We start from the raw sequence: 21,693 nt of genomic DNA, 5'->3' as shown, positions 1-21,693 counted from the left end.
GCTCAAACCGAAAGTGCGAAGCGGGTTTCAGATGCTCATGCCGCCATCGATGACATGCACACCGCCTGTGGTGTAGGCGGACGCATCGCTGCCCAGATACAAAGCCAACTGGGCGATCTCGTCGGCACTGCCGATGCGACCCATGGGCTGGCGGTCAAGGAATTGCTGGTAGACCCGTGCTTCGTCGACGCCTTGTTGCGCAGCCTGGGCGGCAATGCGCTGACGCAGCGACAGCGATTCCACGGTGCCGGGGCAAATGGCGTTGCAGCGAATGCCCTGACTGATGAAGTCGGCGGCAACCGCCTTGGTCAGCCCTACCACCGCCGCTTTGCTGGCAGCATAGGCAAAACGGTTGGGCACGCCTTTGATGCTGGAAACCACCGATGACATGTTGATGACTGATCCACCTCCGCGTTCCAGCATGCCCGGCAGGAACGCGCGGATCATGCGGTACATGGCGGTGACGTTGATGTCCATCGACCGCGCCCAGTCCGCTTCATCGCATTCGAGAATGTTGCCACTGTGCACGTAGCCTGCGCAGTTGAACAGCACGTCCAGTGCGCCGATGCGCTCACTGATTTCGCTGATGGCGGTGGCCGAGGTCACGTCCAGGGTAATCGCCGTTATGCCTTCAAGCCCTTCCAGCCTGCTGATATCGAGGTCCGTGGCAAACACTTCGGCACCGGCCCGGGCAAAGGCAATGGCGCTGGCCATGCCGATACCCTGCCCCGCCGCCGTGATCAGCACCCGTTTGTTCTGCAGGTTCATGCAGCCTCCAGCTTCGCGGTGAGGGGTGCTGTTTTAGGGGTTCTGCCGAGCATCGACGCGGGAATGGCAAGGATCAGCCCGCCGCTGACGAACAAGCACAGCGCCAGTACATAGGTGCCGTTGTTGATATTGCCGGTCAGGTTTTCAGCGACGGCGGTGATCATCGAGCCGGTGAAACCGGAGAGGTTGCCGAAGGCGTTGATCATGCCGATACCCGCCGCAGCGGCGACGCCGGAAAGCACGGTTCCCGGCAGGGTCCAGTAAATCGGCATCAGGCTGAGGATCCCCGAGGCAGATACGCTGAGGAACAACACGGACAACACCAGGTTGTCGGCGAAATACGCGCTCAGAATCAACCCCAAACCACCGATGAAGGCCGGAATCGCCGCGTGCATACGACGCTCACCGGTCCGGTTGGAGTGCCGTGCGTTGAGCAGCATCGCAACCGTGGCAATCGAATAGGGAATGGCGGTCAGGAGGCCAATGTGCAAGCTGTTGGTGATGCCCGTGCTCTTGATGATCGAAGGCATCCAGAACGCCAGGCCGTAGAAGCCGGTGTTGAAGGTCAGCAGGATCAGGACCAGCAACCACACCCGTGGATTGAAAAACACCTCGCTCAGGCGCGAAGCCTTGCCCTGGTTATCGGTTTGCAGATTGGCCTTGAGCAAGGCTTTCTCCGCAGCGGACAGCCATTTGGCGGAGTCGATGTTGTTGGCCAGGCAGACGATGACGACGAACGCCATGATGATCGAGGGAATGCCTTCGATGATCAGCATCCATTGCCATCCGGACATGCCCTGCACACCTTGCATGCTGCTCATCAACCAACCGGAAAGGATCCCGCCCAGGGTCAGGCTGACCGGCAAAGCCATCAGGAACCCGGACATCACCCGGCTTTGCCGATGGGTCGGAAACCAGTAGTTGAGGTACAGAATCACACCCGGGAAAAAGCCGGCTTCACAGATGCCCAACAAGAAGCGCAGCACGTAGAACATCGTGCTCGATTCGATGTGGAAGAAACCCGCCAGCGGTACGGTGAACGCCACGGCCATGGAGATCGCGGCCCAGGTCAACATGATCCGGGCGATCCAGAAGCGCGCGCCGTAGCGATGCAGCAACAGGTTGCTTGGCACTTCAAACAGGAAGTAGCCCCAGAAGAACATACTGGCGCCCAAGGCATAGACGGTGTTGCTGAACTGCAACTCGTTGAGCATGTCGAGTTTGGCAAAGCCGATATTGACCCGGTCCAGGTAAGCCGCCATGTAACACAGGAGCAGGACAGGAAGAATTCGCCAGATCACCTTGCGGTAGGTCCGGTCTTCAAATTCGAGTGCGCCGGCCTGCGCCTGCGCGGGCAATTGCTCGGATATCGTTTGCATGAGGTAACCCCTGGGCATGTGGACATGCCTGATTGTTTTTATCGAATGGGTCAGGCCGAGTGAACCGTTCACTCGGCATAGCGCAATGACTAGAGTGCTTCGGTGGTTTTTTCTCCGTTGACCAGGCGCGTCAGTCCCAATGGGTTGCGGTTTTTCAGCGCGTCAGGAAGCAAGGCGTCAGGGAAATTCTGGTAGCAGACCGGGCGCAGGAAGCGATCGATGGCCAATGTGCCAACCGAGGTGCCACGGGCATCGGATGTCGCCGGCCAAGGACCGCCGTGGACCATGGCATCGCAGACTTCCACACCGGTGGGGTAACCATTGACCAGTACGCGACCGACTTTTTGCTCAAGCAGCGCCACCAGGTCGGCGGACTGTTCCAACTCTGCCGTCTCCCCCAGCAAAGTCGCGGTCAGTTGGCCGCGTAAACCGTGCAAGGCCACCAACAGTTCGGCCCGATCGGCCACCTCGACCACCACGGTGGCCGGACCGAAGATTTCTTCCTGCAGCAACTCGTTGCCCGTCAGCAGCAGGCTGGCATCTGCCTGGAACAATTGCGCCTGCGCCTTATTGCCCTGCTGTGTCCGCCCTGCCAGATGAATGATCTGCGGATGCGCCAGCAACGTTTCGCAACCGTGAACGTAACTGCGCAGGCCGCCCGCATTGAGCATGGTTTGCGCGGGCTGATCAGCCATCAAGGCACTGAGCGTCTGCACAAAGTGGCTGAAGGCCGGTGAGCGAATGCCGATGACCAGGCCGGGATTGGTGCAGAACTGCCCCGCGCCCATGACCACCGACGCCGCCAGTTCGGTAGCGATGCGCTCGCCGCGCACTTGCAATGCTTCGGGCAGGACCAGTACCGGGTTGATGCTGCTCATCTCGGCAAATACCGGGATCGGTTGCGGGCGGGCGGCGGCCATGTCGCACAGCGCCCTGCCGCCCTTGAGTGAACCGGTGAAACCGACGGCCTGAATCAGCGGATGCTTGACCAGCGTTTCACCCACACCGGCACCGAAGATCATGTTGAACACGCCCTCAGGCATACCGGTAAGTTCGGCGGCGCGAACGATGGCTTCGGCAACACGTTCGGCGGTCGCCATGTGTCCGCTGTGGGCTTTGAACACCACCGGACAACCGGCAGCGAGCGCAGCCGCGGTGTCACCTCCAGCGGTAGAAAATGCCAACGGAAAGTTACTGGCGCCGAACACCGCCACCGGGCCGACACCCAGGCGACACTGACGCAGATCGACGCGCGGCAAGGGTTGGCGTGCCGGGAGTGGCAGATCGATGCGTGCACCGTAGAAGTCACCGCGACGCAGGGTCTGGGCGAACAGGCGCATCTGGCCGCTGGTGCGAGCGCGTTCGCCCTGGATGCGTGCCGCCGGCAAAGCGGTTTCCTGGCAGACCAGGGCAACGAAATCATCACCCAGTGCATCCAGCTCTGTGGCAATGGCCTCAAGGAACTCGGCACGACGGGCGGCCGGCAGATGGCGATAAACCGGATAGGCCTGGGCGGCGGCCGTTGCCGCGGCGTCCACTTCCTCGACCGTGGCCTGAATGAAGGCCGTGGGCAAAGGTTGCCCGGTCGTCGCATCAACGCTGTGCAACACCACCGATCCGGCGGCGCTGCGGCCTCCCGCGATGAAATTGTGTCCGGACAGTTCGGGCATGACAGTCTCCTGACCTGATTGAAAGCTGGTCGCTACTGTACTGTCGCGAATCGATTCTTTCCCAATGGCATTTTTGGATTAACCGATAACGATCCGTTATCGAAATGACCGATAAACCCCATCGTATTTAACTCGCCGAATCGTTGTTCAAACGGGCGTTGTCCTTGAGTATTTCGGCAAATTCCAGAGCCGCTCCCACCAGTTGCTCGCCCTTGCGGGTGAGGATGCCGTAGTCCTGCGGGACCAAATGCAAAGGCGTATCCAGCGTCTTGAGCTGACCGCTTTCGAGCAGTGGGTTGACCATGGCATTGGGCAGCATCCCGATCATCGGCCCACGCTGCAGCACCTGGAGGAAGGTCTGCATCGAAATGGTGTCGACGGTGTTGCGAGGCATGCCCACGCCGGCTTCGGCGAACGCGAGTTCCATGCGCCCGCGAATCGGCGTACCCACCGGGTAAAGAATCCATGGCAAGTCCACCAGTTGCTCCAACGAGATGGGGCCGACACCTGCCAGCGGGTGCCGGTCGTTGACCACAATGCAGAACGGTTCGGGAGCCAGCGGCTGAAAGTCGTACCGCTGTTGCTGGCTTTGATCGGTGAAACGGGCGATGGCCAGGTCCAGCTTCTTTTCTTCAAGCATTTCCATCAGGTGGTTACTGGTTTGCTCCACCACCTCGATCGACAGCAATGGCCAGCGCTGTTTGATCTGCAAGATCGCCTCGGGCAGGGCCACCGCCGTAGCGGCAAATATTCCGCCGACCTTGAGGTGACCGTGCCCCCCTTCGCGCAGGCTGCTGATTTGCTCGACGAACGAGCGCGCATCGTTCAAGGCGATTTGCGCATAGCGCAGCACGTGCTCGCCCAGCGCCGTGGGCGGCATGGCCCGTGGCTGGCGCTCGAACAAGGCGAAACCGAGCAGGCTTTCGATCTCTTTGAGCATCTTGCTGATGGCCGGCTGGCTGAGGTTCATCTGTTGCGCCGCCAGGTGCATGTTACGGGTGCGCCCCAACGTGTCGATCAGCAGCAAATGCCTGAACTTGAGCCAACCGCAGAAACTGGAGAAGGACAGATCTGACATGAACACGCCTCGCACAGGTAATAACCGCAAGTTATCGAATACTGAATTTATCTCATTGGAGTTTATCGACTGTCCGTCCTAGCGTGAAGTCTTTACGAACCAGGAAGATGCCCCATGTCGCTATTGCTTACTCCCGAAAACACCCTGCCCGTCGATGGCGTCGCCGGTACCTTGATCGGCCGCGCCTGGGTACCAGGCCAGATCGCCGGACCTTCGCCGATCGTCCTGCGCGCCGACGGCGTGTTCGATCTGTCGGAGCGCTTCGCGACCCTGAGTGACTTGCTGGAATCGGACGCTCCTCTGTCGGCAGTGCGCGAGACGCCGGGCACCTTCATTGCCAGCATCGAGGCCTTGCTCGCCAACACCGGACCTGACGCCGACCCGTCCCGACCTTACCTGCTGGCCCCTCTGGACTTGCAGGTGATCAAGGCCGCCGGCGTGACCTTCGCCGCCAGCATGATCGAGCGTGTGATCGAGGAGCAGGCCGGTGGCGACGCCGCCAAAGCCGAAGCCGTGCGGGCCACCGTGCATGGCGTGATCGGTGACAACCTGCGTTCGATCGTTCCTGGCTCAGAGCAGGCCATGCGCCTGAAAGCCTTGTTGATCGAACAAGGCATGTGGTCGCAATACCTGGAAGTGGGCATCGGTCCGGACGCGGAAATCTTCACCAAGGCACCGGTTCTGGCCTCTGTTGGCAGTGGCAGCCGGATTGGCATTCATCCGGGTTCGCAGTGGAACAACCCGGAACCGGAAGTGGTGCTGGCGGTGAACAGCCGCGGGCAGATTCACGGTGCGACCCTGGGCAACGACGTCAACCTGCGGGACTTTGAAGGTCGCAGCGCGCTGCTGCTGAGCAAGGCCAAGGACAACAACGCATCCTGCTCGATCGGGCCGTTCATCCGCCTGTTCGACGAGCACTTCAGCCTGGACGATGTCCGTGCCTGCGTGGTCGACCTTGAGGTGCAAGGTGAGGACGGTTACCGGATGCACGGATCGAGCTCCATGAGCCAGATCAGCCGTGCCCCGCAGGACCTCGCCGGCCAGACCCTCAACGCAAATCACCAATACCCCGATGGTTTCCTGCTGTTTCTCGGTACCCTGTTCGCGCCCACCGAAGATCGCGATCATGTCGGCAGTGGTTTCACCCACAAACTGGGGGACCGGGTCAGCATCAGCAGCCCGTTGCTCGGCAGCCTGCACAATCAGGTGACCCACAGCTGCGAGGCAACGCCATGGACGTTTGGCGTGAGCGCCTTGCTGCGTAACCTGGCGTCCCGAGGACTGCTGGCACGCTGAGCCAGAACAGATTGTCGATTCATCCAATTACAAGAGAGACATGAATCATGAGTGACACCCCTAAACGCCGTCTGCGCAGCGAGCAATGGTTCAACGACCCGGCCCACGCGGACATGACTGCCCTGTATGTCGAACGCTACATGAACTACGGCATGACCCGAGAAGAGCTGCAATCGGGTCGCCCGATCATTGGCATCGCCCAAACCGGCAGCGACCTGACACCTTGCAACCGTCATCACCTGGAACTCGCGCAGCGGGTCAAGGCCGGCATTCGTGATGCCGGTGGCATCCCCATGGAATTCCCCGTCCACCCGATCGCCGAACAGTCGCGCCGGCCGACTGCCGCACTGGATCGGAACCTGGCCTATCTGGGACTGGTGGAGATTCTCCACGGTTATCCGCTGGATGGTGTTGTACTCACCACCGGTTGCGACAAGACCACCCCGGCCTGCCTGATGGCCGCCGCCACCACTGACCTGCCGTCCATTGTGCTGTCCGGCGGGCCGATGCTCGACGGTCACCACAAGGGTGAACTGATCGGCTCCGGCACCGTGCTCTGGCACGCGCGCAACCTGATGGCGGCCGGTGAAATCGATTACGAAGGTTTCATGGAAATGACCACCGCGGCATCGCCCTCGGTGGGTCACTGCAACACCATGGGCACCGCACTGTCGATGAACGCACTGGCCGAAGCGCTGGGCATGTCGTTGCCGGGTTGCGCGAGTATTCCGGCGCCCTACCGCGAGCGCGGTCAAATGGCCTACGCCACCGGCAAGCGCATTTGCGAACTGGTGATGCAGGATGTACGCCCGTCACACATCATGACCCGCGAAGCCTTCGAAAACGCCATCGCCGTCGCGTCGGCGCTCGGCGCGTCAAGCAACTGCCCTCCGCACCTGATCGCCATCGCCCGGCACATGGGCGTCGAGTTGAGCCTGGATGACTGGCAACGGATTGGCGAAGATGTGCCGCTGCTGGTCAATTGCATGCCGGCCGGCAAATACCTGGGCGAAGGTTTCCATCGCGCGGGCGGCGTGCCATCGGTCATGCATGAACTGCAAAAAGCCGGGCGCCTGCACGAAGACTGCGCCACGGTCAGCGGCAAGACGATCGGCGAAATCGTCAGCAGCAGTCTGACCAGCAACGCTGACGTGATCTATCCCTTCGAGACCCCTCTCAAACATCGCGCGGGCTTCATCGTTCTCAGCGGCAACTTCTTCGATAGCGCAATCATGAAAATGTCGGTGGTCGGCGAGGCGTTCCGCAAGACCTATCTATCCGAGCCAGGCGCAGAAAACAGCTTTGAAGCACGGGCAATTGTGTTCGAAGGACCGGAGGACTATCACGCCCGAATCGACGACCCGGCGCTGGAAATCGACGAGCGTTGCATCCTGGTGATTCGTGGTGCCGGCACCGTGGGCTACCCCGGTAGCGCCGAAGTGGTGAACATGGCGCCACCGGCAGCACTGATCAAACAAGGCATCGACTCTCTGCCGTGCCTGGGCGACGGTCGCCAGAGCGGCACCTCGGCCAGCCCTTCGATCCTCAACATGTCCCCGGAAGCCGCTGTCGGCGGAGGTTTGGCGCTGCTGAAAACCAACGACCGCCTGCGCGTGGACCTCAACGCAAGATCGGTAAACCTGCTGGTCGACGAAGCCGAAATGGCCCGCCGTCGCGCCGAGTGGACGCCAAACATCCCCGCGTCCCAAACGCCGTGGCAAGAGCTGTACCGGCAATTGGTTGGACAGTTATCGACGGGCGGATGCCTGGAGCCAGCCACCCTTCATATGCGGGTCATCGCTCGAAGTGGCGGCGAGCCGCGTCATTCGCACTGACGCTTTTTGCGCAGCCCTGCTGTTTCGGCCGGGCAGAATCTGCTGATCGATGGCGGCGCGATTCGCTCAAGTCAGCAGGTCCGCCGCTGCGCATCGCTCCTCGAGCAAACGCACGAACATGGTCAGGCTTTGCGACACCGTACCCCGGCGCCACACCAGCCAGGTTCGCAAATAGCGAAAGGACTCAGACAACGGCCACACACTCACGGTGGTGCAGCCCGGCATGCTTTCGAGCATGCTGCGCGGCATCAGCGCCAGGCCGGCACCGGAGCTGACACAAGCCAGCATGCCGTGATAGGACTCCATTTCGAAAATCTTGCCGGGCACTGCGGCGTCCTTGGCGAACCAGCTTTCAAAGTGGTGGCGATAAGAGCAATTGGAACGGAAGGCGTAGATGTTTTCGCCGTTCACGTCTTGCGCGCGGTGGATCGGGGCATGGTTGAGCGGCGCGATCAGCACCATTTCTTCCTCGAAGGCCGGCACCCCCTCCAGTGCCGGGTGCAGCACCGGCCCGTCGACAAACGCAGCAGCCAATCGACCCGAGAGCACGCCGTCGATCATGGTTCCGGAAGGACCGGTGGACAAGGCCAGTTCTACCTTGGCGTGCTTCTGGTTATAGGCGGCCAACAACCCAGGAATGCGCACCGCCGCCGTGCTCTCCAGCGACCCCAGGGGAAACGATCCTTGTGGCTCTTCCCCGGCAACCGTCGCGCGGGCCTCCTGGACCAGGTCGAGGATGCGTCGGGCATAGTCGAGAAAACTCCAACCGGCCGGCGACAGCCGCAGGCGGCTTTTTTCGCGGATAAACAGGTCCACGCCCAGATCCTGCTCCAGTTGTTTGATCCGCGTCGTCAGGTTCGACGGCACCCGATGGATATGCTGAGCGGCCACGCTGATGCTGCCGTGCTCGGCGACAGCTTTGAAAATTTCGAGCTGAACCAGATCCAAGTCATTCTCCAAACATGAACGGTACGATCAGTATTATTCAGTTTCCAGAAAACAAATGCCACCGTAGTCTGAACCCATCCCCACCCCGCAGGACGGTGCCATGACCAACGTTTCCAGCCTCACCCATGCCATTTCGATCAACCCCGCCAACGGCGAGCAGATCGGCCACTACCCTTTTGAATCCGATGCGGCGCTGCAATCCGCACTGTCACGCGCTGCGGCCGGGTTTCGTGTCTGGCGCGGCACACCGGTGGCGCAACGCGCGCAACGGCTGATCGCCCTGGCCAACGTCTTGCGCAACAACGCAGAAGCGATGGCAACCATGATCACCCTGGAGATGGGGAAGCCGATCAGTCAGGCCCGTGGCGAAATCGAAAAGTGTGCGCAGCTCTGCGAATGGTACGCCGAGCACGGCCCGGCCATGCTCAACGCTGAACCGACACTGGTTGAGGGCGGGAAAGCACGCATTGAATACCGCCCGCTCGGCCCGATTCTCGCGGTAATGCCGTGGAACTTCCCGATCTGGCAAGTTCTGCGCGGCGCCGTTCCGGTACTGCTCGCCGGCAACACCTACGTGCTCAAACACGCACCGAACGTGATGGGCAGCGCTTACCTGTTGCTGGACGCCTTCAAGCAAGCCGAATTCCCTAAAGGGGTTTTCGAAGTCATCAACGTCACGCCGGACGGCGTTTCCACGGCGATCAAAGATTCACGCATTGCAGCGGTGACCCTCACCGGCAGCGTGCGGGCCGGCATGGCCATCGGCGCGCAGGCCGGTGCAGCGTTGAAAAAATGTGTATTGGAGCTCGGTGGTTCCGACCCCTTTATCGTGCTCAACGATGCCGACCTTGACGATGCGGTGAAAGCCGCCGTCATTGGCCGCTATCAAAACACCGGGCAAGTCTGCGCAGCGGCCAAACGCCTGATTGTCGAGCAAGGCATCGTCGCGGAGTTCACACGCAAGTTCGTCGAAGCCACGCGCAAACTGGTGGTCGGTGATCCACTCGCCACCACCACGTACGTCGGCCCGATGGCCCGCTTTGATCTGCGTGATGAACTGGATCAACAAGTGCGCGATACCCTGGAAGAAGGCGCGACATTGTTGCTGGGTGGCAAGAAAGCAGAAGGCCCCGGCAACTTCTACGAGCCAACGGTTTTCGCTGATGTCACCGACCAGATGACCTCGTTCAAGCAGGAACTGTTTGGCCCGGTCGCGTCGATCATCACCGCACGCGATGCCGCCCACGCGCTGGAACTGGCAAATGACAGTGAATTCGGCCTCGCTGCGACTATCTACACCGGCAACGTAGAACGTGCCCAACAGATGGCCGGCGAACTGGAAACCGGTGGCGTGTTCATCAACGGTTACTGCGCCTCCGATCCGCGCGTCACCTTCGGCGGCGTGAAGAAGAGCGGTTTTGGTCGCGAGCTTTCGCACTTCGGCGTGCGGGAATTCTGCAACGCGCAGACGGTGTGGCTGGATCGTCACTAAGTGCAGGGATGAAGCCTTGAAAGCTGGCTCCAGGTGAATTTTGTGGAGCCTTCAAGGCATCAAGAATCTACCGCTTTTAAGCGGCAGCTAATGACGGGCAGCAACGAGCCCAGCGGACGGGTGCACGTGGCGACGCCGCTGCGCAAGGCCGCCGTGGCAGGCCTTGGCATCGCGCTGCCAGGCCTCTACACCTCGCGATAAAGAATCATGCCCGCGTGGTACAGAATCCCGTCGCGGAAGTCGCCATCAGCCGTGAACCCGGTGTCATCGACGTACTCGATGTGGTCACCTTCCAGCCAATACCGCCCCTGGTAGGCACTCGCCTTCCGGCCCCGGGCTTCATCGTATCGGCCACCCGGCAAGAGCTCATGGCGGATGAGTCCGTCTGCCGTGACCCACATACCGACGTACTTGTCCTGATCAGCGGATTTTTTTACCGTCATGTTCAAGTCCTCTGTTCAGAACGCGCTGGCAGTCGGGCGGACAATCAGCTCACTGACGTCCACATCGGCAGGCTGTTCGATGGCGTAAGCGATAGCGCGAGCGACGGCCATTGCCGGGATGGCGATCTTGCGGAACTCGCGCATCTCGGCACGACCGCCTTCATCGGAAATGCTCTCGGCCAGCTCGGACTCGGTTACGCCGGGTGAAATCACCGTGACACGAATGTCCCCGCCGACCTCCTGACGCAATCCCTCAGATATGGCGCGCACTGCAAACTTCGTCGCGCAATAGACCGACGCCGTTGGGCTGACGGTGTAGGCGCCAATCGATGCAATGTTGATGAACTGGCCTGATTTCTGTTTTTGCATCAATGGCAAACCTGCCGCGATACCGTGCAAGACGCCGCGAATATTGACGTCGATCATCTGATCCCATTCAGAGACCTTCAGCGCCTCGAGTTTCGACAGCGGCATGACCCCGGCGTTATTGACGAATACGTCGACCCGGCCATGCAGATTCAACGCAAAATCCACGAACGCTTGTACGTCGGTCAGACGGGTGACATCCAATGCCTGGAAGTGGGCATTTCCCCCGCTGGAATTGATCTGCGCGCAGAGCATTTCGAGGCGCTCCGTACGACGTGCCCCGAGCACGACATGTGCACCGCTACCGGCCAACAGGCGCGCTGTCGCCTCGCCTATTCCGCTGCTCGCGCCCGTAATCAGAACGACTTTTTTCGAGATATTCGACATGCCCCTAATCCCTCACTTGAGTGGCTGGTGACGCGAGAGCGGTGTCTCGCTGCCAGTCCAGATTAGGGATAACGGTGGGCAGCCAGTTAGTCAGATCCTTCTGACAACTTGCCTGATCCTGTCGGGATAACGGGCTGCGACTTACCGGTTCAACGACGGCGAGCGTCGAGGCTGAAGCGACCGGCACCGAAGGCCACGACCTGCAGCAGGCCACCGGCCATCGCGATGTTCTTGAAGAAGTGGATGAACTGGTTTTGATCGCCCAGTGCGTTATGGAAAGCCAGTGCGGTAAATACGCTGAACACGGCCAGTACAGCGGCAACGGTGCGAGTGCGGTAACCGGCGATCAGTGCCAGGCCACCACCGACTTCGACAATGATCGCCAACGCCAGCGCCAGTTCCGGAAGCGGAAGACCCACGGAGCTGATGTAGCCGACCATCATCGCGGGTGCGGCCAGTTTCGAAAAACCGGAGAGAATGAAGATTGCGCTGAGCAGTACGCGGCCGATCAACGAAGCCGAGGCTTGGGTCACGTCGCGGCGACTCTGTTCAGAGCCGGTGGAATGAGCGATGTTTGCAGAATCAGTCATGAGGTCTTTCCTTCAAAGTTTGTGCGACTCGCCATGAATCGCTGCTGTGAAGAAATCTTGCGCCTCGCCATCTCATCTGAATAGCCGACTAATTTAGATCATTAGATTCGAATAAATAGGCAAGTAACTCCCCCCATCAACAGGAAGTTCAATCGTGCAAATCGTTGAGCGAACCTCTGCAACAGGTCTGGAAGCGCACACTCGCGGTCAGCGCCTGGGTTCGGGTCAACTGCGCCAGTGCCCCTTTCGACGCGGTGTGGGTCGGGTTGAAAGCGCAAGCCGGGCAGGCAATCCAGGCTGATGAAACGGTTAGCAATACCGGGATAATATTGGCCATTACGTTCGAGGAAACACGCATGATTTCTGATCCCGGAACACCGACACTGGACCAACTGCGCGTGTTCCTGACGGTCGTTGAAGTTGGCAGTTTTGCAGCGGCTGCCAGAAAGCTGCATCGAGCCACTTCGGTCATCAGCTACTCGATTGCCAACCTGGAAATGCAGCTCGGCGTGTCGCTGTTTGACCGTCAGACCACACGCAAACCGCAGCTCACCGACGCCGGCCGTACCGTTCTGGCCGAAGCCCGGACCATAGCCAACGGCATTCATGGTTTACGCGCCAAAGTGAAAGGGCTGCTTCAGGGGCTTGAAGCCGAAGTCCACGTGGTGCTCGATGTGATGCTTCCCCCGGAGCGCGTGGTCGACGCACTCAAATCCTTTCGCGAAGAATTCCCTACGGTAGCCCTGCACTTGCATATGGAAGCGCTCGGTGCCGTCACGGAACTGGTGATCAACCGTGGTGCTATCGTCGGCGTCAGTGGGCCGATGAACGAAGGCATCGACGGTATCGAAAGAATTGGCGTCGGCAGCGTGGAGTTGATTCCGGTGGCAGCCCCGAATCATCCACTGGCTTCAAGCGACTCGAATGTGCCGGGCGCCGGGCGAGAGTTCACGCAATTGGTGTTGTCCGATCGCTCGCTTCTGACCAAAGGCAAGGATTTCGCCGTGCTCAGTAACCGCACCTGGCGCCTGGCGGACCTGGGTGCCAAGCACATGCTGCTGCGTGAAGGCATCGGTTGGGGCAACATGCCGGCGCCGATGGTCCAGGAAGATCTGCAAAGCGGCCGGCTCGTGCAATTGAACATACCGGAATTCAAAAGCGGCAAATATTCCTTCGACGCCATCTACCGTACGGACCTGACACCGGGTCCTGCGGCAAGGTGGTTGATCGACCGGTTCGTACAACAAGGCTCGGTGCTGGATAGCGCCGCTTGAGGGCTGCGTGAAACCATTACCCATGACGACCACTTGCTCGCTGCTGCAAGCGCCATCTTCGACGGCCTGCTCACCGAAATTGTGAAAGAGGAACAACCCGATGAGTAAGGTTTCCACATTGGAAGTTGACGAGAATCTGTCGAGGCCTCAGCCGGTCAGTTTGCGTGAGGCGTTCTGGTTCTGGCTAAAGCTCGGCTTCATCAGTTTCGGCGGGCCGGCAGGACAAATCTCGATCATGCACCAGGAGTTGGTAGAACGGCGGCGCTGGATTTCGGAGCGCAGATTTTTGCATGCCCTCAACTACTGCATGTTGCTGCCCGGGCCTGAGGCTCAGCAGTTGGCGACCTACATTGGCTGGCTGATGCATCGGACATGGGGAGGAGTCATTGCGGGCGCACTGTTTGTGTTGCCCTCGCTGTTCATCCTGATTGCGTTGTCGTGGATGTACATCGCGCTCGGCGAAATGCCCGTGGTGGCCGGGCTCTTCTATGGGATAAAGCCCGCCGTGACGGCCATCGTGGTGCAAGCGGCACACAGGATCGGCTCTCGGGCACTGAAGAACAATTGGCTGTGGGCGATAGCGGCGGCGTCATTTACCGCGATCTTCGCATTCAACGTTCCATTCCCGCTGATCGTGCTGAGCGCCGCTTTGATCGGCTATGTCGGAGGGCGTCTGGCGCCCGAGAAGTTCAGGACCGGGGGCCATGGTTCCGCCAAAAAATCCTTCGGGCCAGCCTTGATCGATGACGACACCCCCACCCCTGAGCATGCCCGTTTTAACTGGTTGAAACTGGCGTCGCTCGCACTTATCGGCGCCACGCTCTGGGCATTGCCGATGGGCATCCTGACCCTACTATTCGGCTGGGAAGGCACCTTGACTCAAATGAGCTGGTTCTTTACCAAAGCCGCGTTGCTGACCTTTGGCGGTGCGTATGCCGTGCTTCCGTATGTCTACCAGGGCGCGGTCGGACACTATGGCTGGCTGACCCCGACACAGATGATCGACGGGCTGGCGTTGGGGGAAACCACACCGGGGCCGCTGATCATGGTCGTGGCCTTTGTCGGCTTTGTCGGCGCCTATGTCTCGCAGGTGTTCGGAGCCGATCAGGTGTTTCTGGCCGGGGCCGTGGCGGCCTCGTTGGTGACCTGGTTCACCTTCCTGCCCTCGTTCCTGTTCATCCTCGCGGGTGGCCCGCTGGTGGAGTCGACCCACAACGAACTCAAGTTCACGGCACCGCTTACCGCGATAACAGCCGCCGTGGTTGGAGTGATCCTCAATCTGGCGTGTTTCTTCGGCTATCACGTGCTTTGGCCAACAGGCTTCAGCGGTAACCTGGACTGGCCCTCCGCGCTGATCGCGATCGCTGCGGCGGTTGCCTTGTTTCGCTTCAAGCGGGGCGTCATTCAGGTGCTGATGGCCTGCGCGCTCGTCGGTTTGACCGTGCATCTGTTGCGTTAGCCTGGTGCAAGGAATGCGAGGGTGAATCGCATAAATGGCCTTCACCCACGCCCTGAACAGACTAAACCCGAAATTGCTGCATCAGCCCCAGCTGATGAATTGTTCTGATCAATCACATGGGAGCGGCGATGAGCAATATCGCCGTCCCGTGTGCAGCGGTGGCGGCGATCACGCCGTAGCGCATGCGGACGAAAGCACAGACCAGCCCCTCCAGCAACGTGAACAGTAGAATCGGCCAGCCAATCCGGGTGACGCTCAGTGCCAGAAACGAATGGCAGGCCGAGAAGGCGACAGCGCTGATCAAGGCGGCTCGTATCGCAGAGGTGTGGTGTTCGAGGTGACCTTGCAGGAACCCGCGAAACAGCACTTCCTCCAACGCATTCCCGCCGTAGGCCAGCACGACCATGCCCATCAACCAGGGCCAGTAACCGGCTATTTCGCCTACACCGATGCCTTGATAGAGCCGCAGCGGAACGCCGATCGCACACCCGGCCGCAACACCCAGCGCAAGCCCTGCGACCAGATTGCCCTTCTTCCAGACGACGAGTTGCCAAAGCTGCGGGGCGATCCTTGCCAGCGCGGCGACGATCGCCAGCGACAGCGCACCCAGCACGGCCAGGACAAACGGATTCGCAACAAAGCCGATCTGCACATCGCCACTCAGGGACCATAAGCGCAGCGGTGTCATCACATCGCGCAGCAGGACGAAGGTCAGCAGCAGGATCGCAATACGCAAACCGGGTTGCGTCTTCGGCGTCAGCCAGAACCAGAGAGCACAGAGGCTAAAACCGGGCAGCAGATAAGTGCCGTAATCGATCAGTAGCGAAAGTCCCTCTTCAATCATGTGTCTGTCCGTTGGCGTCGAGGCGAGTGCCGGGTTATAGCATCCACTTCAGAAGAATGTGAGTGGCAATCCAGGGAGACGCCGCGGCCACGCCCAATCCGAACACCAGGAAAGCGGACAGATAAACCGCATAAAACCGAATCAGCGCCCGCCTCGACATCACCCGCCTCCAGAAACATTGAAATGCTCAAACCGGCTTAATGGCTTGGACGTGCGGCCATTTGCACAGTTCAATGTTCCGCGCAACCGTGCAAATAGCAGAAGCACCGATCAAGCAGCTCGATGCCTTGACTCAAGATGTGGCACACAAATACAGCGGCGAACTGGAAGCGATTTTCCTCGGCAAAAAAGAGCCGCATACCCTCAAGTGGGATGCCGAGAGCGACGTTGAGCTAGGTCGCGGCTATGTCCAGATCAATTACCGAAAGGATGTTCAACTGCGCGTTCTTTACTTCTCGCCAGCACAGAGGTGAAGCCCGATGAACTTCACATGCCTTGAAGAGCTGTCGGACCTTGAGCGGGTGGCTTTGTTTGCGGCCCTGGGCTTTGCCGCGATTTTACTGCTCATCGGCCTTGGCTTGTCCTTTCGACTGAAGCTCTGGCAGACACTGGCGCAAATCCTCTACGACAACATCCATCTAAAGTTGCCGCCTCCCCTCCTTTGCCTGGCGACAAGCTTTGCGCTGCTGGGCGGCATCTATTGGTACCTGGATCGCCAATACCCGGCCGACAGCCTTGTGTTCAGTTCAAAGCCGTGGACGCTTGGGGAAATCAAACAGCGATTGGAGACGGTGTCGGGGGTGAATATTCAACTGAAGGGCGACGTGGCGGGTTTTGCGATTGATCGGCGGATCAGCGGGGCTTGCGCGAGTGATGTGCTGAAATCGCTGTGCGACAACTATCGGGACAAGCTTGTATGCCGCAATGAACCGGGGCGAACCCTCATCGAACGTAAACCCTGAAAATTACTGCGCAAAACAATGTGGGAGCAAGCCTGCTGGCGATGGCGGACTGTCAATCAACAATGATGTTGAATGTTCAGCCGCCATCGCCAGCAGGCTAGCTCCCACAGGGATTGCTGTTAACCCGAAAACCGGGTCAACAGCACTTTGGCCCGGCCTTGCTTCCGTAACGCGCTTCCTGGCGTTCCCGGAAGAACACCTCGTAACTCATCACCGGTTTGTCCGGATGTTTGGTCTGCATATGCTCGACGTAAGTATCGTAGTCGGGCATGCCGACCATCAGGCGCGCGGCCTGACCGAGGTATTTACCGAGGCGACTCAGGTCATTGAACATGCTGCACTCCTCGATCACGCATTCGGCAGGGCCTGGAATGGCGCTTCTTTATCCGTGCGCTCCTTGGTTCCCCACGCGGCAATGCCGACCTTGAGGGCAAAGAACAGGATGCTGAACACCACCAACAGGAACAGCGCGGTCAACGTCGCATTGGTGTAGGCGTTGTAGATCACGTGCTGCATCTGCTCGATGCTCTTGGCCGGCGCGAGTACCTGGCCGTTGGCCAAGGCATCGCTGTACTTCTTGGCCAGCGCGAGGAAGCCGATGGCCGGGTTGGCGTCGAACAGCTTGATGAAGCCAGCGGTGGTGGTGCAGATCAGCAGCCATACCGCAGGCAGCATGGTCACCCAAACGTAGCGCTGGCGCTTCATTTTGATCAGCACAACCGTCGCCAACATCAGCGCGATACCGGCCAGCATCTGGTTGGAGATACCGAACAGCGGCCACAAGGTGTTGATGCCACCCAGTGGATCGATCACACCTTGATAGAGCAAGTAACCCCACATTGCCACACAACCGGCGGTGGCGATCAGGTTGGCGGTCCAGGATTCGGTGCGTTTCAGCGCCGGCACGAAGGAGCCGAGCAAATCCTGGAGCATGAAGCGACCGGCACGGGTACCGGCATCGACTGCGGTCAGGATGAACAGCGCTTCAAACAGGATCGCAAAGTGGTACCAGAACGCCATGGTGTTTTCACCCGGCAGGACGTGGTGCAGGATCTGCGCGATACCGACCGCCAGGGTCGGCGCACCGCCGGCACGGGCCAGGATGGTGGTTTCACCGATGTCCTTGGCCACTGCTTGCAGCGCTTCCGGGGTAATTGCAAAGCCCCAGCTGCTGACGGTCTGCGCAACCGAAACAGCATCCGCGCCGACAATCGCCGCTGGGCTGTTCATGGCGAAATACACGCCCGGATCGATCACCGATGCCGCAACCATGGCCATGATGGCGACGAAGGATTCCATCAGCATGCCGCCGTAACCGATGTAGCGGGCATGACCTTCACTGGCGAGCAGCTTCGGCGTGGTGCCGGAAGCGATCAGCGCGTGGAAACCCGATACCGCGCCACAGGCAATGGTGATGAACAGGAACGGGAACATACCGCCCTTCCACACCGGACCGGTGCCATCGATGAACTGGGTCAGTGCCGGCATTCTCAGCTCGGGCATGGTGATCAGAATGCCGATCGCCAATGCCACGATGGTGCCGATTTTCAGGAACGTGGAGAGGTAGTCACGCGGCGCCAGAATCAGCCACACCGGAAGCACGGCAGCCACGAAACCGTAGCCGATCAGCATCCAGGTGATTTGAATGCCGGTGAAGGTGAACGCCTTGGCCCAGACCGGGTCAGCGGCAATCTGCCCGCCCAGCCAGATCGAGCCCAGCAGCAGGAACACGCCGATGATCGAGATTTCACCGATGCGACCCGGACGGATGTAGCGCATGTAGATGCCCATGAACATCGCGATCGGGATGGTCGCCATCACGGTGAACATGCCCCACGGGCTTTCAGCCAGGGCTTTGACCACGATCAGCGCCAGCACCGCGAGGATGATGATCATGATCAGGAAGCAGCCGAACAGCGCGATGGTGCCGGGGATGCGGCCCATTTCTTCACGGACCATATCGCCCAGGGAGCGGCCGTTGCGGCGGGTGGACATGAACAGGACCATGAAGTCCTGAACCGCACCGGCCAGCACCACGCCGGCGATCAGCCACAGCGTGCCGGGCAGATAGCCCATCTGCGCCGCCAACACTGGACCGACCAGCGGACCTGCGCCGGCAATGGCTGCGAAGTGGTGACCGAAGAGTACGTGTTTGTTGGTCGGGACGTAGTCCAGGCCATCGTTATTGAGTACGGCGGGAGTAGCTCGATTGGGGTCCAGTTGCATCACCTTGTTGGCGATGAACAGGCTGTAGTAGCGGTATGCGACGAGGTAGATGGCGACGGCTGCGACTACGATCCAGAGGGCGTTGATCGCTTCGCCGCGGCGCAGGGCCACGACACTCAGCGCAAACGCTCCCAGAACAGCCACGGCAAACCAGGCGAGGTGTTTAGCCAGACGGGGCATAGCGTGTCTCCTGCCGACAGCTTGTGACTGCGGCGGTAATTTTTATAATTGTGTCCGCTGTGCGGAGCTGGCCCAATATCCGCGCATGCCGTCTACAAATAAATCCGCGTTACTACGTACGCGCTCTCTACGTAGTTCTACGTAGAAACCGCAAAACCTGTAGGAGCCGGCTTGCTGGCGATCCAGGCGACGCGGTGTATCAGTCACGCCGCCATCGCCAGCAAGCCGGCTCCTACAGTTCAGCGTCGTCCAGAAAGCTGCAGGTCATTCCGTCCAGCAGCGCTACTGGACGTGCGCATCTTTGGCATATGATGCCGGCCTTCGCCTTCCCCCGATCCGGACAGGAGCCCAGATGCAGCTCAAACACAAAATCGTCGCGCTCGGGATTTTGCCGCTGGTGTTGGCGATCGCTGTCATCTGCGGGCTGGTGATTTCCCTGAACCGCCAGGTGGGTGATCAACAGGCGCAATTGATCGAAGACAGCATCCTGGCGAGCAAGCGCGCCGAACTGAAAAACTACGTGGAAATGGCGCAAAGCCTGATCGCGCCGCTGTACGACGACGGCCACGGTGACGAACACGCCCAGCAACGCGTGCTGGAAGAACTGCGCAAACTCAGCTTTGGCATCAATGGCTATTTCTTCGTGTACGACCGAGAAGGTCGCAGCCTGATGCACGCACGACAGTCGGAACTGGTCGGCCAATACCTGTGGGACATGAAGGACCCGCACGGCCTGCCGGTGATTCAGGCATTGCTCAAAAGTGCGCAATCGGGCGAAGGCTTTCAACGCTACGCCTGGAACAAACCGTCTTCCGGTCAGGTCACCGACAAACTCGCCTACGTGGTGATGCTGGATCACTGGGGCTGGATGCTCGGCACCGGCATATACCTTGAGGACGTCGAACGCGCGACCCAGCAGGCGCGTGACGAGGTGGCCCAGGGCATCCGCAAAACCATGCTGGCGATTGCCGCCGTGGCCCTCGTGGCGGTGCTGTTCGTGTTTGCCAGTGGCATGACACTGAACGTCAGCGAGCACCGTCTGGCCGACAAAAAACTGCAACGCCTGACCCAGCGAATCGTCAGTTTGCAGGAGGAAGAACGCTCGCGGGTTTCCCGTGAACTGCACGACGGCATCAGTCAGGTGCTCGTCTCCATCAAGTTCCAGTTCGAACTTGCCAGCCATGTGCTGGAGAATGGACAAGACAAGGGTTTGAGTATTTTAAGAGAGGCCACGGAACGACTCGGCGAGGCGATTGGCGAGGTGCGCAGCCTCTCCCACGACCTGCGTTCATCCTTGCTCGACACCCTGGGGCTGTCGGCGGCCATCGGTCAACTTGCCGAGGAATTCGAGCAACGCAGCGGCCTCACCGTGACCTATAACGACAACGAATTCGACTGCCATCTGGTCGATGGCGCGGCGGTTTCGTTGTTTCGCATTGTGCAGGAAGGCCTGACCAACATTGAACGCCATGCACAGGCAAAAAATGTTTCCATCAACCTGCACGGTTCTGAAGAATCCATTCGGCTGACGGTGATCGATGACGGTATCGGCTTCAACGTCGCCCAGGTCGAACGTGGCCATGCTGGCATCGGCCTGCGTAATATCCGTGAGCGTGTCGAGCACTTTGGCGGCCGGTTCGAGCTGATCTCGGTGCCGGGAAGAAGTGAGCTGGACGTGCTGCTGCCCATGAAAATGCCCGGCGCAAAACGCTGATCAGACAACAAGAGTGAATGCCCGTGATAAACCTGCCCTCCCCGATCCGCGTCGCCCTGGTCGACGATCACTCCCTGGTTCGCGACGGGATCAAGGCGCTGCTGTCCGTCATGGCCCCGCTGGAAGTGGTGGGTGAAGCCGAGAATGGCGCGGACGCCATCGAGATGGTCGGACGCTGCCAGCCTGACCTGTTGCTGGTCGACATCAGCCTCAAGGACATGAACGGGCTGGAGCTGACCCGGTTGCTGCGCAGCCAGTACCCGTCGCTCAAAGTGCTGGTGCTGAGCATGTACGACAATTATGAATACGTGAGCGAGTCCGTGCGTTCGGGTGCCAGCGGTTATGTGCTGAAGAACGCGCCGTCACGGGAAATCATCGCCGCCATCGAAGCCATTGCCAGCGGCGGCACGTTCTACAGCGCGGAAATTGCCCAGCGGCTCATTGCTGATAAAAGTACCGACAACGAGCTGACGCCGCGTGAAAGCCAGGTGTTGTACAAAATGGCCCAGGGGATGAACAACAAGGAAATGGCCCGTGACCTCGACATCAGCGTGCGCACGGTTGAAACCCATCGCCTGAGCATCCGCCGCAAACTCAACATCGACAAACCGGCGGCGCTGGTCAAATACGCTATCGACCATGGGATCATTTCCCCATAAGCCTGCTGAACACTCCCCCCTGTAGGAGCCGGCTTGCTGGCGATGGCGGTGGGTCAGCAAAAAACAGGTTGGCTGACCCACCGCTATCGCCAGCAAGCCGGCTCCTACAGGTTGGATGTTGTT

At 59.9% G+C, this 21,693-nt stretch carries 20 protein-coding genes and 1 pseudogene; 10 read left to right on the top strand and 11 right to left on the bottom strand.

Annotated features, from left to right (window positions below; all coding sequences use genetic code 11):
- Window positions 1-27 precede the first annotated feature (27 nt).
- The 4 genes from IB254_RS00290 to IB254_RS00275 all read right to left on the bottom strand — a co-directional run bounded on the left by IB254_RS00290 (window position 28) and on the right by IB254_RS00275 (window position 4,895).
- Window positions 28-768, bottom strand: coding sequence for an SDR family oxidoreductase (locus tag IB254_RS00290; protein ID WP_192415623.1), 741 nt, complete (start codon window positions 766-768; stop codon window positions 28-30).
- On the bottom strand, window positions 765-2,147 hold the full coding sequence (locus IB254_RS00285; RefSeq protein WP_192415621.1) for an MFS transporter: 1,383 nt from the start codon (window positions 2,145-2,147) through the stop codon (window positions 765-767). Before IB254_RS00285 ends, IB254_RS00290 begins: the two co-directional genes overlap by 4 nt.
- Window positions 2,148-2,236: 89 nt before the next feature.
- Window positions 2,237-3,817, bottom strand: a complete 1,581-nt coding sequence (locus IB254_RS00280; RefSeq protein ID WP_192415619.1) for an aldehyde dehydrogenase (NADP(+)) — start codon at window positions 3,815-3,817, stop codon at window positions 2,237-2,239.
- A 127-nt stretch (window positions 3,818-3,944) separates the two neighbouring features.
- Window positions 3,945-4,895, bottom strand: a complete 951-nt coding sequence (locus IB254_RS00275; protein ID WP_008024779.1) for a LysR family transcriptional regulator — start codon at window positions 4,893-4,895, stop codon at window positions 3,945-3,947.
- 114 nt (window positions 4,896-5,009) lie between these two features.
- Here IB254_RS00275 and IB254_RS00270 point away from each other — a divergent pair, with 114 nt between their 5' ends.
- Together IB254_RS00270 and IB254_RS00265 are read left to right on the top strand one after the other, a co-directional pair.
- Window positions 5,010-6,191, top strand: a complete 1,182-nt coding sequence (locus IB254_RS00270) for a fumarylacetoacetate hydrolase family protein (RefSeq protein ID WP_192415617.1) — start codon at window positions 5,010-5,012, stop codon at window positions 6,189-6,191.
- 47 nt (window positions 6,192-6,238) lie between these two features.
- Window positions 6,239-8,026, top strand: coding sequence for an IlvD/Edd family dehydratase (locus IB254_RS00265; protein WP_008024776.1), 1,788 nt, complete (start codon window positions 6,239-6,241; stop codon window positions 8,024-8,026).
- A 66-nt stretch (window positions 8,027-8,092) separates the two neighbouring features.
- Here the strand turns inward: IB254_RS00265 and ptrR are convergent, their stop codons facing one another.
- Entirely contained in the window at window positions 8,093-8,974 is an 882-nt protein-coding gene (ptrR, locus tag IB254_RS00260) for a putrescine utilization regulator PtrR (protein ID WP_192415615.1), read from the bottom strand.
- 100 nt (window positions 8,975-9,074) lie between these two features.
- Between ptrR and IB254_RS00255 the strand changes: the two genes are divergently transcribed.
- On the top strand, window positions 9,075-10,466 hold the full coding sequence (locus IB254_RS00255; protein WP_192415613.1) for an aldehyde dehydrogenase family protein: 1,392 nt from the start codon (window positions 9,075-9,077) through the stop codon (window positions 10,464-10,466).
- A gap of 185 nt (window positions 10,467-10,651) precedes the next feature.
- On the opposite strand, the gene IB254_RS00250 is transcribed toward IB254_RS00255, so the two are convergent.
- The 3 genes from IB254_RS00250 to IB254_RS00240 form a co-directional block, all read right to left on the bottom strand.
- Window positions 10,652-10,909, bottom strand: a complete 258-nt coding sequence (locus IB254_RS00250) for an Atu4866 domain-containing protein (protein WP_008039090.1) — start codon at window positions 10,907-10,909, stop codon at window positions 10,652-10,654.
- 15 nt (window positions 10,910-10,924) lie between these two features.
- Window positions 10,925-11,662, bottom strand: a complete 738-nt coding sequence (locus tag IB254_RS00245) for an SDR family oxidoreductase (RefSeq protein ID WP_192415611.1) — start codon at window positions 11,660-11,662, stop codon at window positions 10,925-10,927.
- Between the two features lie 149 nt (window positions 11,663-11,811).
- On the bottom strand, window positions 11,812-12,252 hold the full coding sequence (locus IB254_RS00240; RefSeq protein WP_192415609.1) for a DoxX family protein: 441 nt from the start codon (window positions 12,250-12,252) through the stop codon (window positions 11,812-11,814).
- Window positions 12,253-12,608: 356 nt separating this feature from the next.
- Here IB254_RS00240 and IB254_RS00235 point away from each other — a divergent pair, with 356 nt between their 5' ends.
- The 3 genes and pseudogenes from IB254_RS00235 (at window position 12,609) to chrA (ending at window position 14,985) form a co-directional block, all read left to right on the top strand.
- On the top strand, window positions 12,609-13,526 hold the full coding sequence (locus IB254_RS00235; RefSeq protein ID WP_192416605.1) for a LysR family transcriptional regulator: 918 nt from the start codon (window positions 12,609-12,611) through the stop codon (window positions 13,524-13,526).
- A pseudogene (locus IB254_RS29415) lies at window positions 13,527-13,634 on the top strand (chromate resistance protein); the annotation flags it as partial.
- Entirely contained in the window at window positions 13,627-14,985 is a 1,359-nt protein-coding gene (gene chrA / locus IB254_RS00230) for a chromate efflux transporter (RefSeq protein ID WP_192415606.1), read from the top strand. The pseudogene IB254_RS29415 and the gene chrA, both read left to right, overlap by 8 nt.
- 112 nt (window positions 14,986-15,097) lie before the next feature.
- On the opposite strand, the gene IB254_RS00225 is transcribed toward chrA, so the two are convergent.
- Window positions 15,098-15,829 carry a CPBP family intramembrane glutamic endopeptidase gene (locus IB254_RS00225; RefSeq protein WP_192415605.1) on the bottom strand — a complete coding sequence of 244 codons (732 nt, stop codon included), beginning with the start codon at window positions 15,827-15,829 and terminating at the stop codon, window positions 15,098-15,100.
- A gap of 233 nt (window positions 15,830-16,062) precedes the next feature.
- On the opposite strand from IB254_RS00225, the gene IB254_RS00220 reads away from it, so the two are divergent.
- Together IB254_RS00220 and IB254_RS29410 are read left to right on the top strand one after the other, a co-directional pair.
- Window positions 16,063-16,302 (top strand): hypothetical protein, encoded by a 240-nt coding sequence (locus IB254_RS00220; RefSeq protein ID WP_192416624.1) that lies wholly within the window; start codon window positions 16,063-16,065, stop codon window positions 16,300-16,302.
- Between the two features lie 48 nt (window positions 16,303-16,350).
- Window positions 16,351-16,791, top strand: coding sequence for a hypothetical protein (locus IB254_RS29410; RefSeq protein WP_225602217.1), 441 nt, complete (start codon window positions 16,351-16,353; stop codon window positions 16,789-16,791).
- A 136-nt stretch (window positions 16,792-16,927) separates the two neighbouring features.
- Here the strand turns inward: IB254_RS29410 and IB254_RS00210 are convergent, their stop codons facing one another.
- Window positions 16,928-17,125 carry a YbdD/YjiX family protein gene (locus IB254_RS00210; RefSeq protein WP_007900300.1) on the bottom strand — a complete coding sequence of 66 codons (198 nt, stop codon included), beginning with the start codon at window positions 17,123-17,125 and terminating at the stop codon, window positions 16,928-16,930.
- A 14-nt stretch (window positions 17,126-17,139) separates the two neighbouring features.
- Entirely contained in the window at window positions 17,140-19,197 is a 2,058-nt protein-coding gene (locus IB254_RS00205) for a carbon starvation CstA family protein (protein ID WP_192415604.1), read from the bottom strand.
- Window positions 19,198-19,549: 352 nt separating this feature from the next.
- On the opposite strand from IB254_RS00205, the gene IB254_RS00200 reads away from it, so the two are divergent.
- Together IB254_RS00200 and IB254_RS00195 are read left to right on the top strand one after the other, a co-directional pair.
- Window positions 19,550-20,911: a cache domain-containing protein gene (locus IB254_RS00200; RefSeq protein WP_008024711.1), complete on the top strand. Its 1,362-nt coding sequence runs from the start codon at window positions 19,550-19,552 to the stop codon at window positions 20,909-20,911.
- A gap of 26 nt (window positions 20,912-20,937) precedes the next feature.
- On the top strand, window positions 20,938-21,570 hold the full coding sequence (locus IB254_RS00195; protein WP_017339266.1) for a response regulator: 633 nt from the start codon (window positions 20,938-20,940) through the stop codon (window positions 21,568-21,570).
- Window positions 21,571-21,693 lie beyond the last annotated feature (123 nt).

The organism is Pseudomonas sp. PDM03 (assembly GCF_014852385.1).
Lineage (GTDB): Bacteria > Pseudomonadota > Gammaproteobacteria > Pseudomonadales > Pseudomonadaceae > Aquipseudomonas > Aquipseudomonas migulae.
Note: the sequence above shows the minus strand (reverse complement) of the source record. Positions and strands in the feature narration are given on the sequence as shown.

Bases quoted from the DNA above. Each gene is read 5' to 3' on its own strand.
- IB254_RS00270 (WP_192415617.1), top strand. From the start codon at position 5,010: ATGTCGCTATTGCTTACTCCCGAAAACACCCTGCCCGTCGATGGCGTC.
- IB254_RS00255 (WP_192415613.1), top strand. From the start codon at position 9,075: ATGACCAACGTTTCCAGCCTCACCCATGCCATTTCGATCAACCCCGCC.
- IB254_RS00275 (WP_008024779.1), bottom strand. From the start codon at position 4,895: ATGTCAGATCTGTCCTTCTCCAGTTTCTGCGGTTGGCTCAAGTTCAGG.
- IB254_RS00225 (WP_192415605.1), bottom strand. From the start codon at position 15,829: ATGATTGAAGAGGGACTTTCGCTACTGATCGATTACGGCACTTATCTG.
- IB254_RS00285 (WP_192415621.1), bottom strand. From the start codon at position 2,147: ATGCAAACGATATCCGAGCAATTGCCCGCGCAGGCGCAGGCCGGCGCA.
- IB254_RS00210 (WP_007900300.1), bottom strand. From the start codon at position 17,125: ATGTTCAATGACCTGAGTCGCCTCGGTAAATACCTCGGTCAGGCCGCG.
- IB254_RS00205 (WP_192415604.1), bottom strand. From the start codon at position 19,197: ATGCCCCGTCTGGCTAAACACCTCGCCTGGTTTGCCGTGGCTGTTCTG.
- IB254_RS00240 (WP_192415609.1), bottom strand. From the start codon at position 12,252: ATGACTGATTCTGCAAACATCGCTCATTCCACCGGCTCTGAACAGAGT.
- IB254_RS00290 (WP_192415623.1), bottom strand. From the start codon at position 768: ATGAACCTGCAGAACAAACGGGTGCTGATCACGGCGGCGGGGCAGGGT.
- IB254_RS00200 (WP_008024711.1), top strand. From the start codon at position 19,550: ATGCAGCTCAAACACAAAATCGTCGCGCTCGGGATTTTGCCGCTGGTG.
- IB254_RS00280 (WP_192415619.1), bottom strand. From the start codon at position 3,817: ATGCCCGAACTGTCCGGACACAATTTCATCGCGGGAGGCCGCAGCGCC.
- IB254_RS00250 (WP_008039090.1), bottom strand. From the start codon at position 10,909: ATGACGGTAAAAAAATCCGCTGATCAGGACAAGTACGTCGGTATGTGG.
- IB254_RS00265 (WP_008024776.1), top strand. From the start codon at position 6,239: ATGAGTGACACCCCTAAACGCCGTCTGCGCAGCGAGCAATGGTTCAAC.
- chrA (WP_192415606.1), top strand. From the start codon at position 13,627: ATGAGTAAGGTTTCCACATTGGAAGTTGACGAGAATCTGTCGAGGCCT.
- IB254_RS00245 (WP_192415611.1), bottom strand. From the start codon at position 11,662: ATGTCGAATATCTCGAAAAAAGTCGTTCTGATTACGGGCGCGAGCAGC.
- IB254_RS00220 (WP_192416624.1), top strand. From the start codon at position 16,063: ATGTTCCGCGCAACCGTGCAAATAGCAGAAGCACCGATCAAGCAGCTC.
- IB254_RS00235 (WP_192416605.1), top strand. From the start codon at position 12,609: ATGATTTCTGATCCCGGAACACCGACACTGGACCAACTGCGCGTGTTC.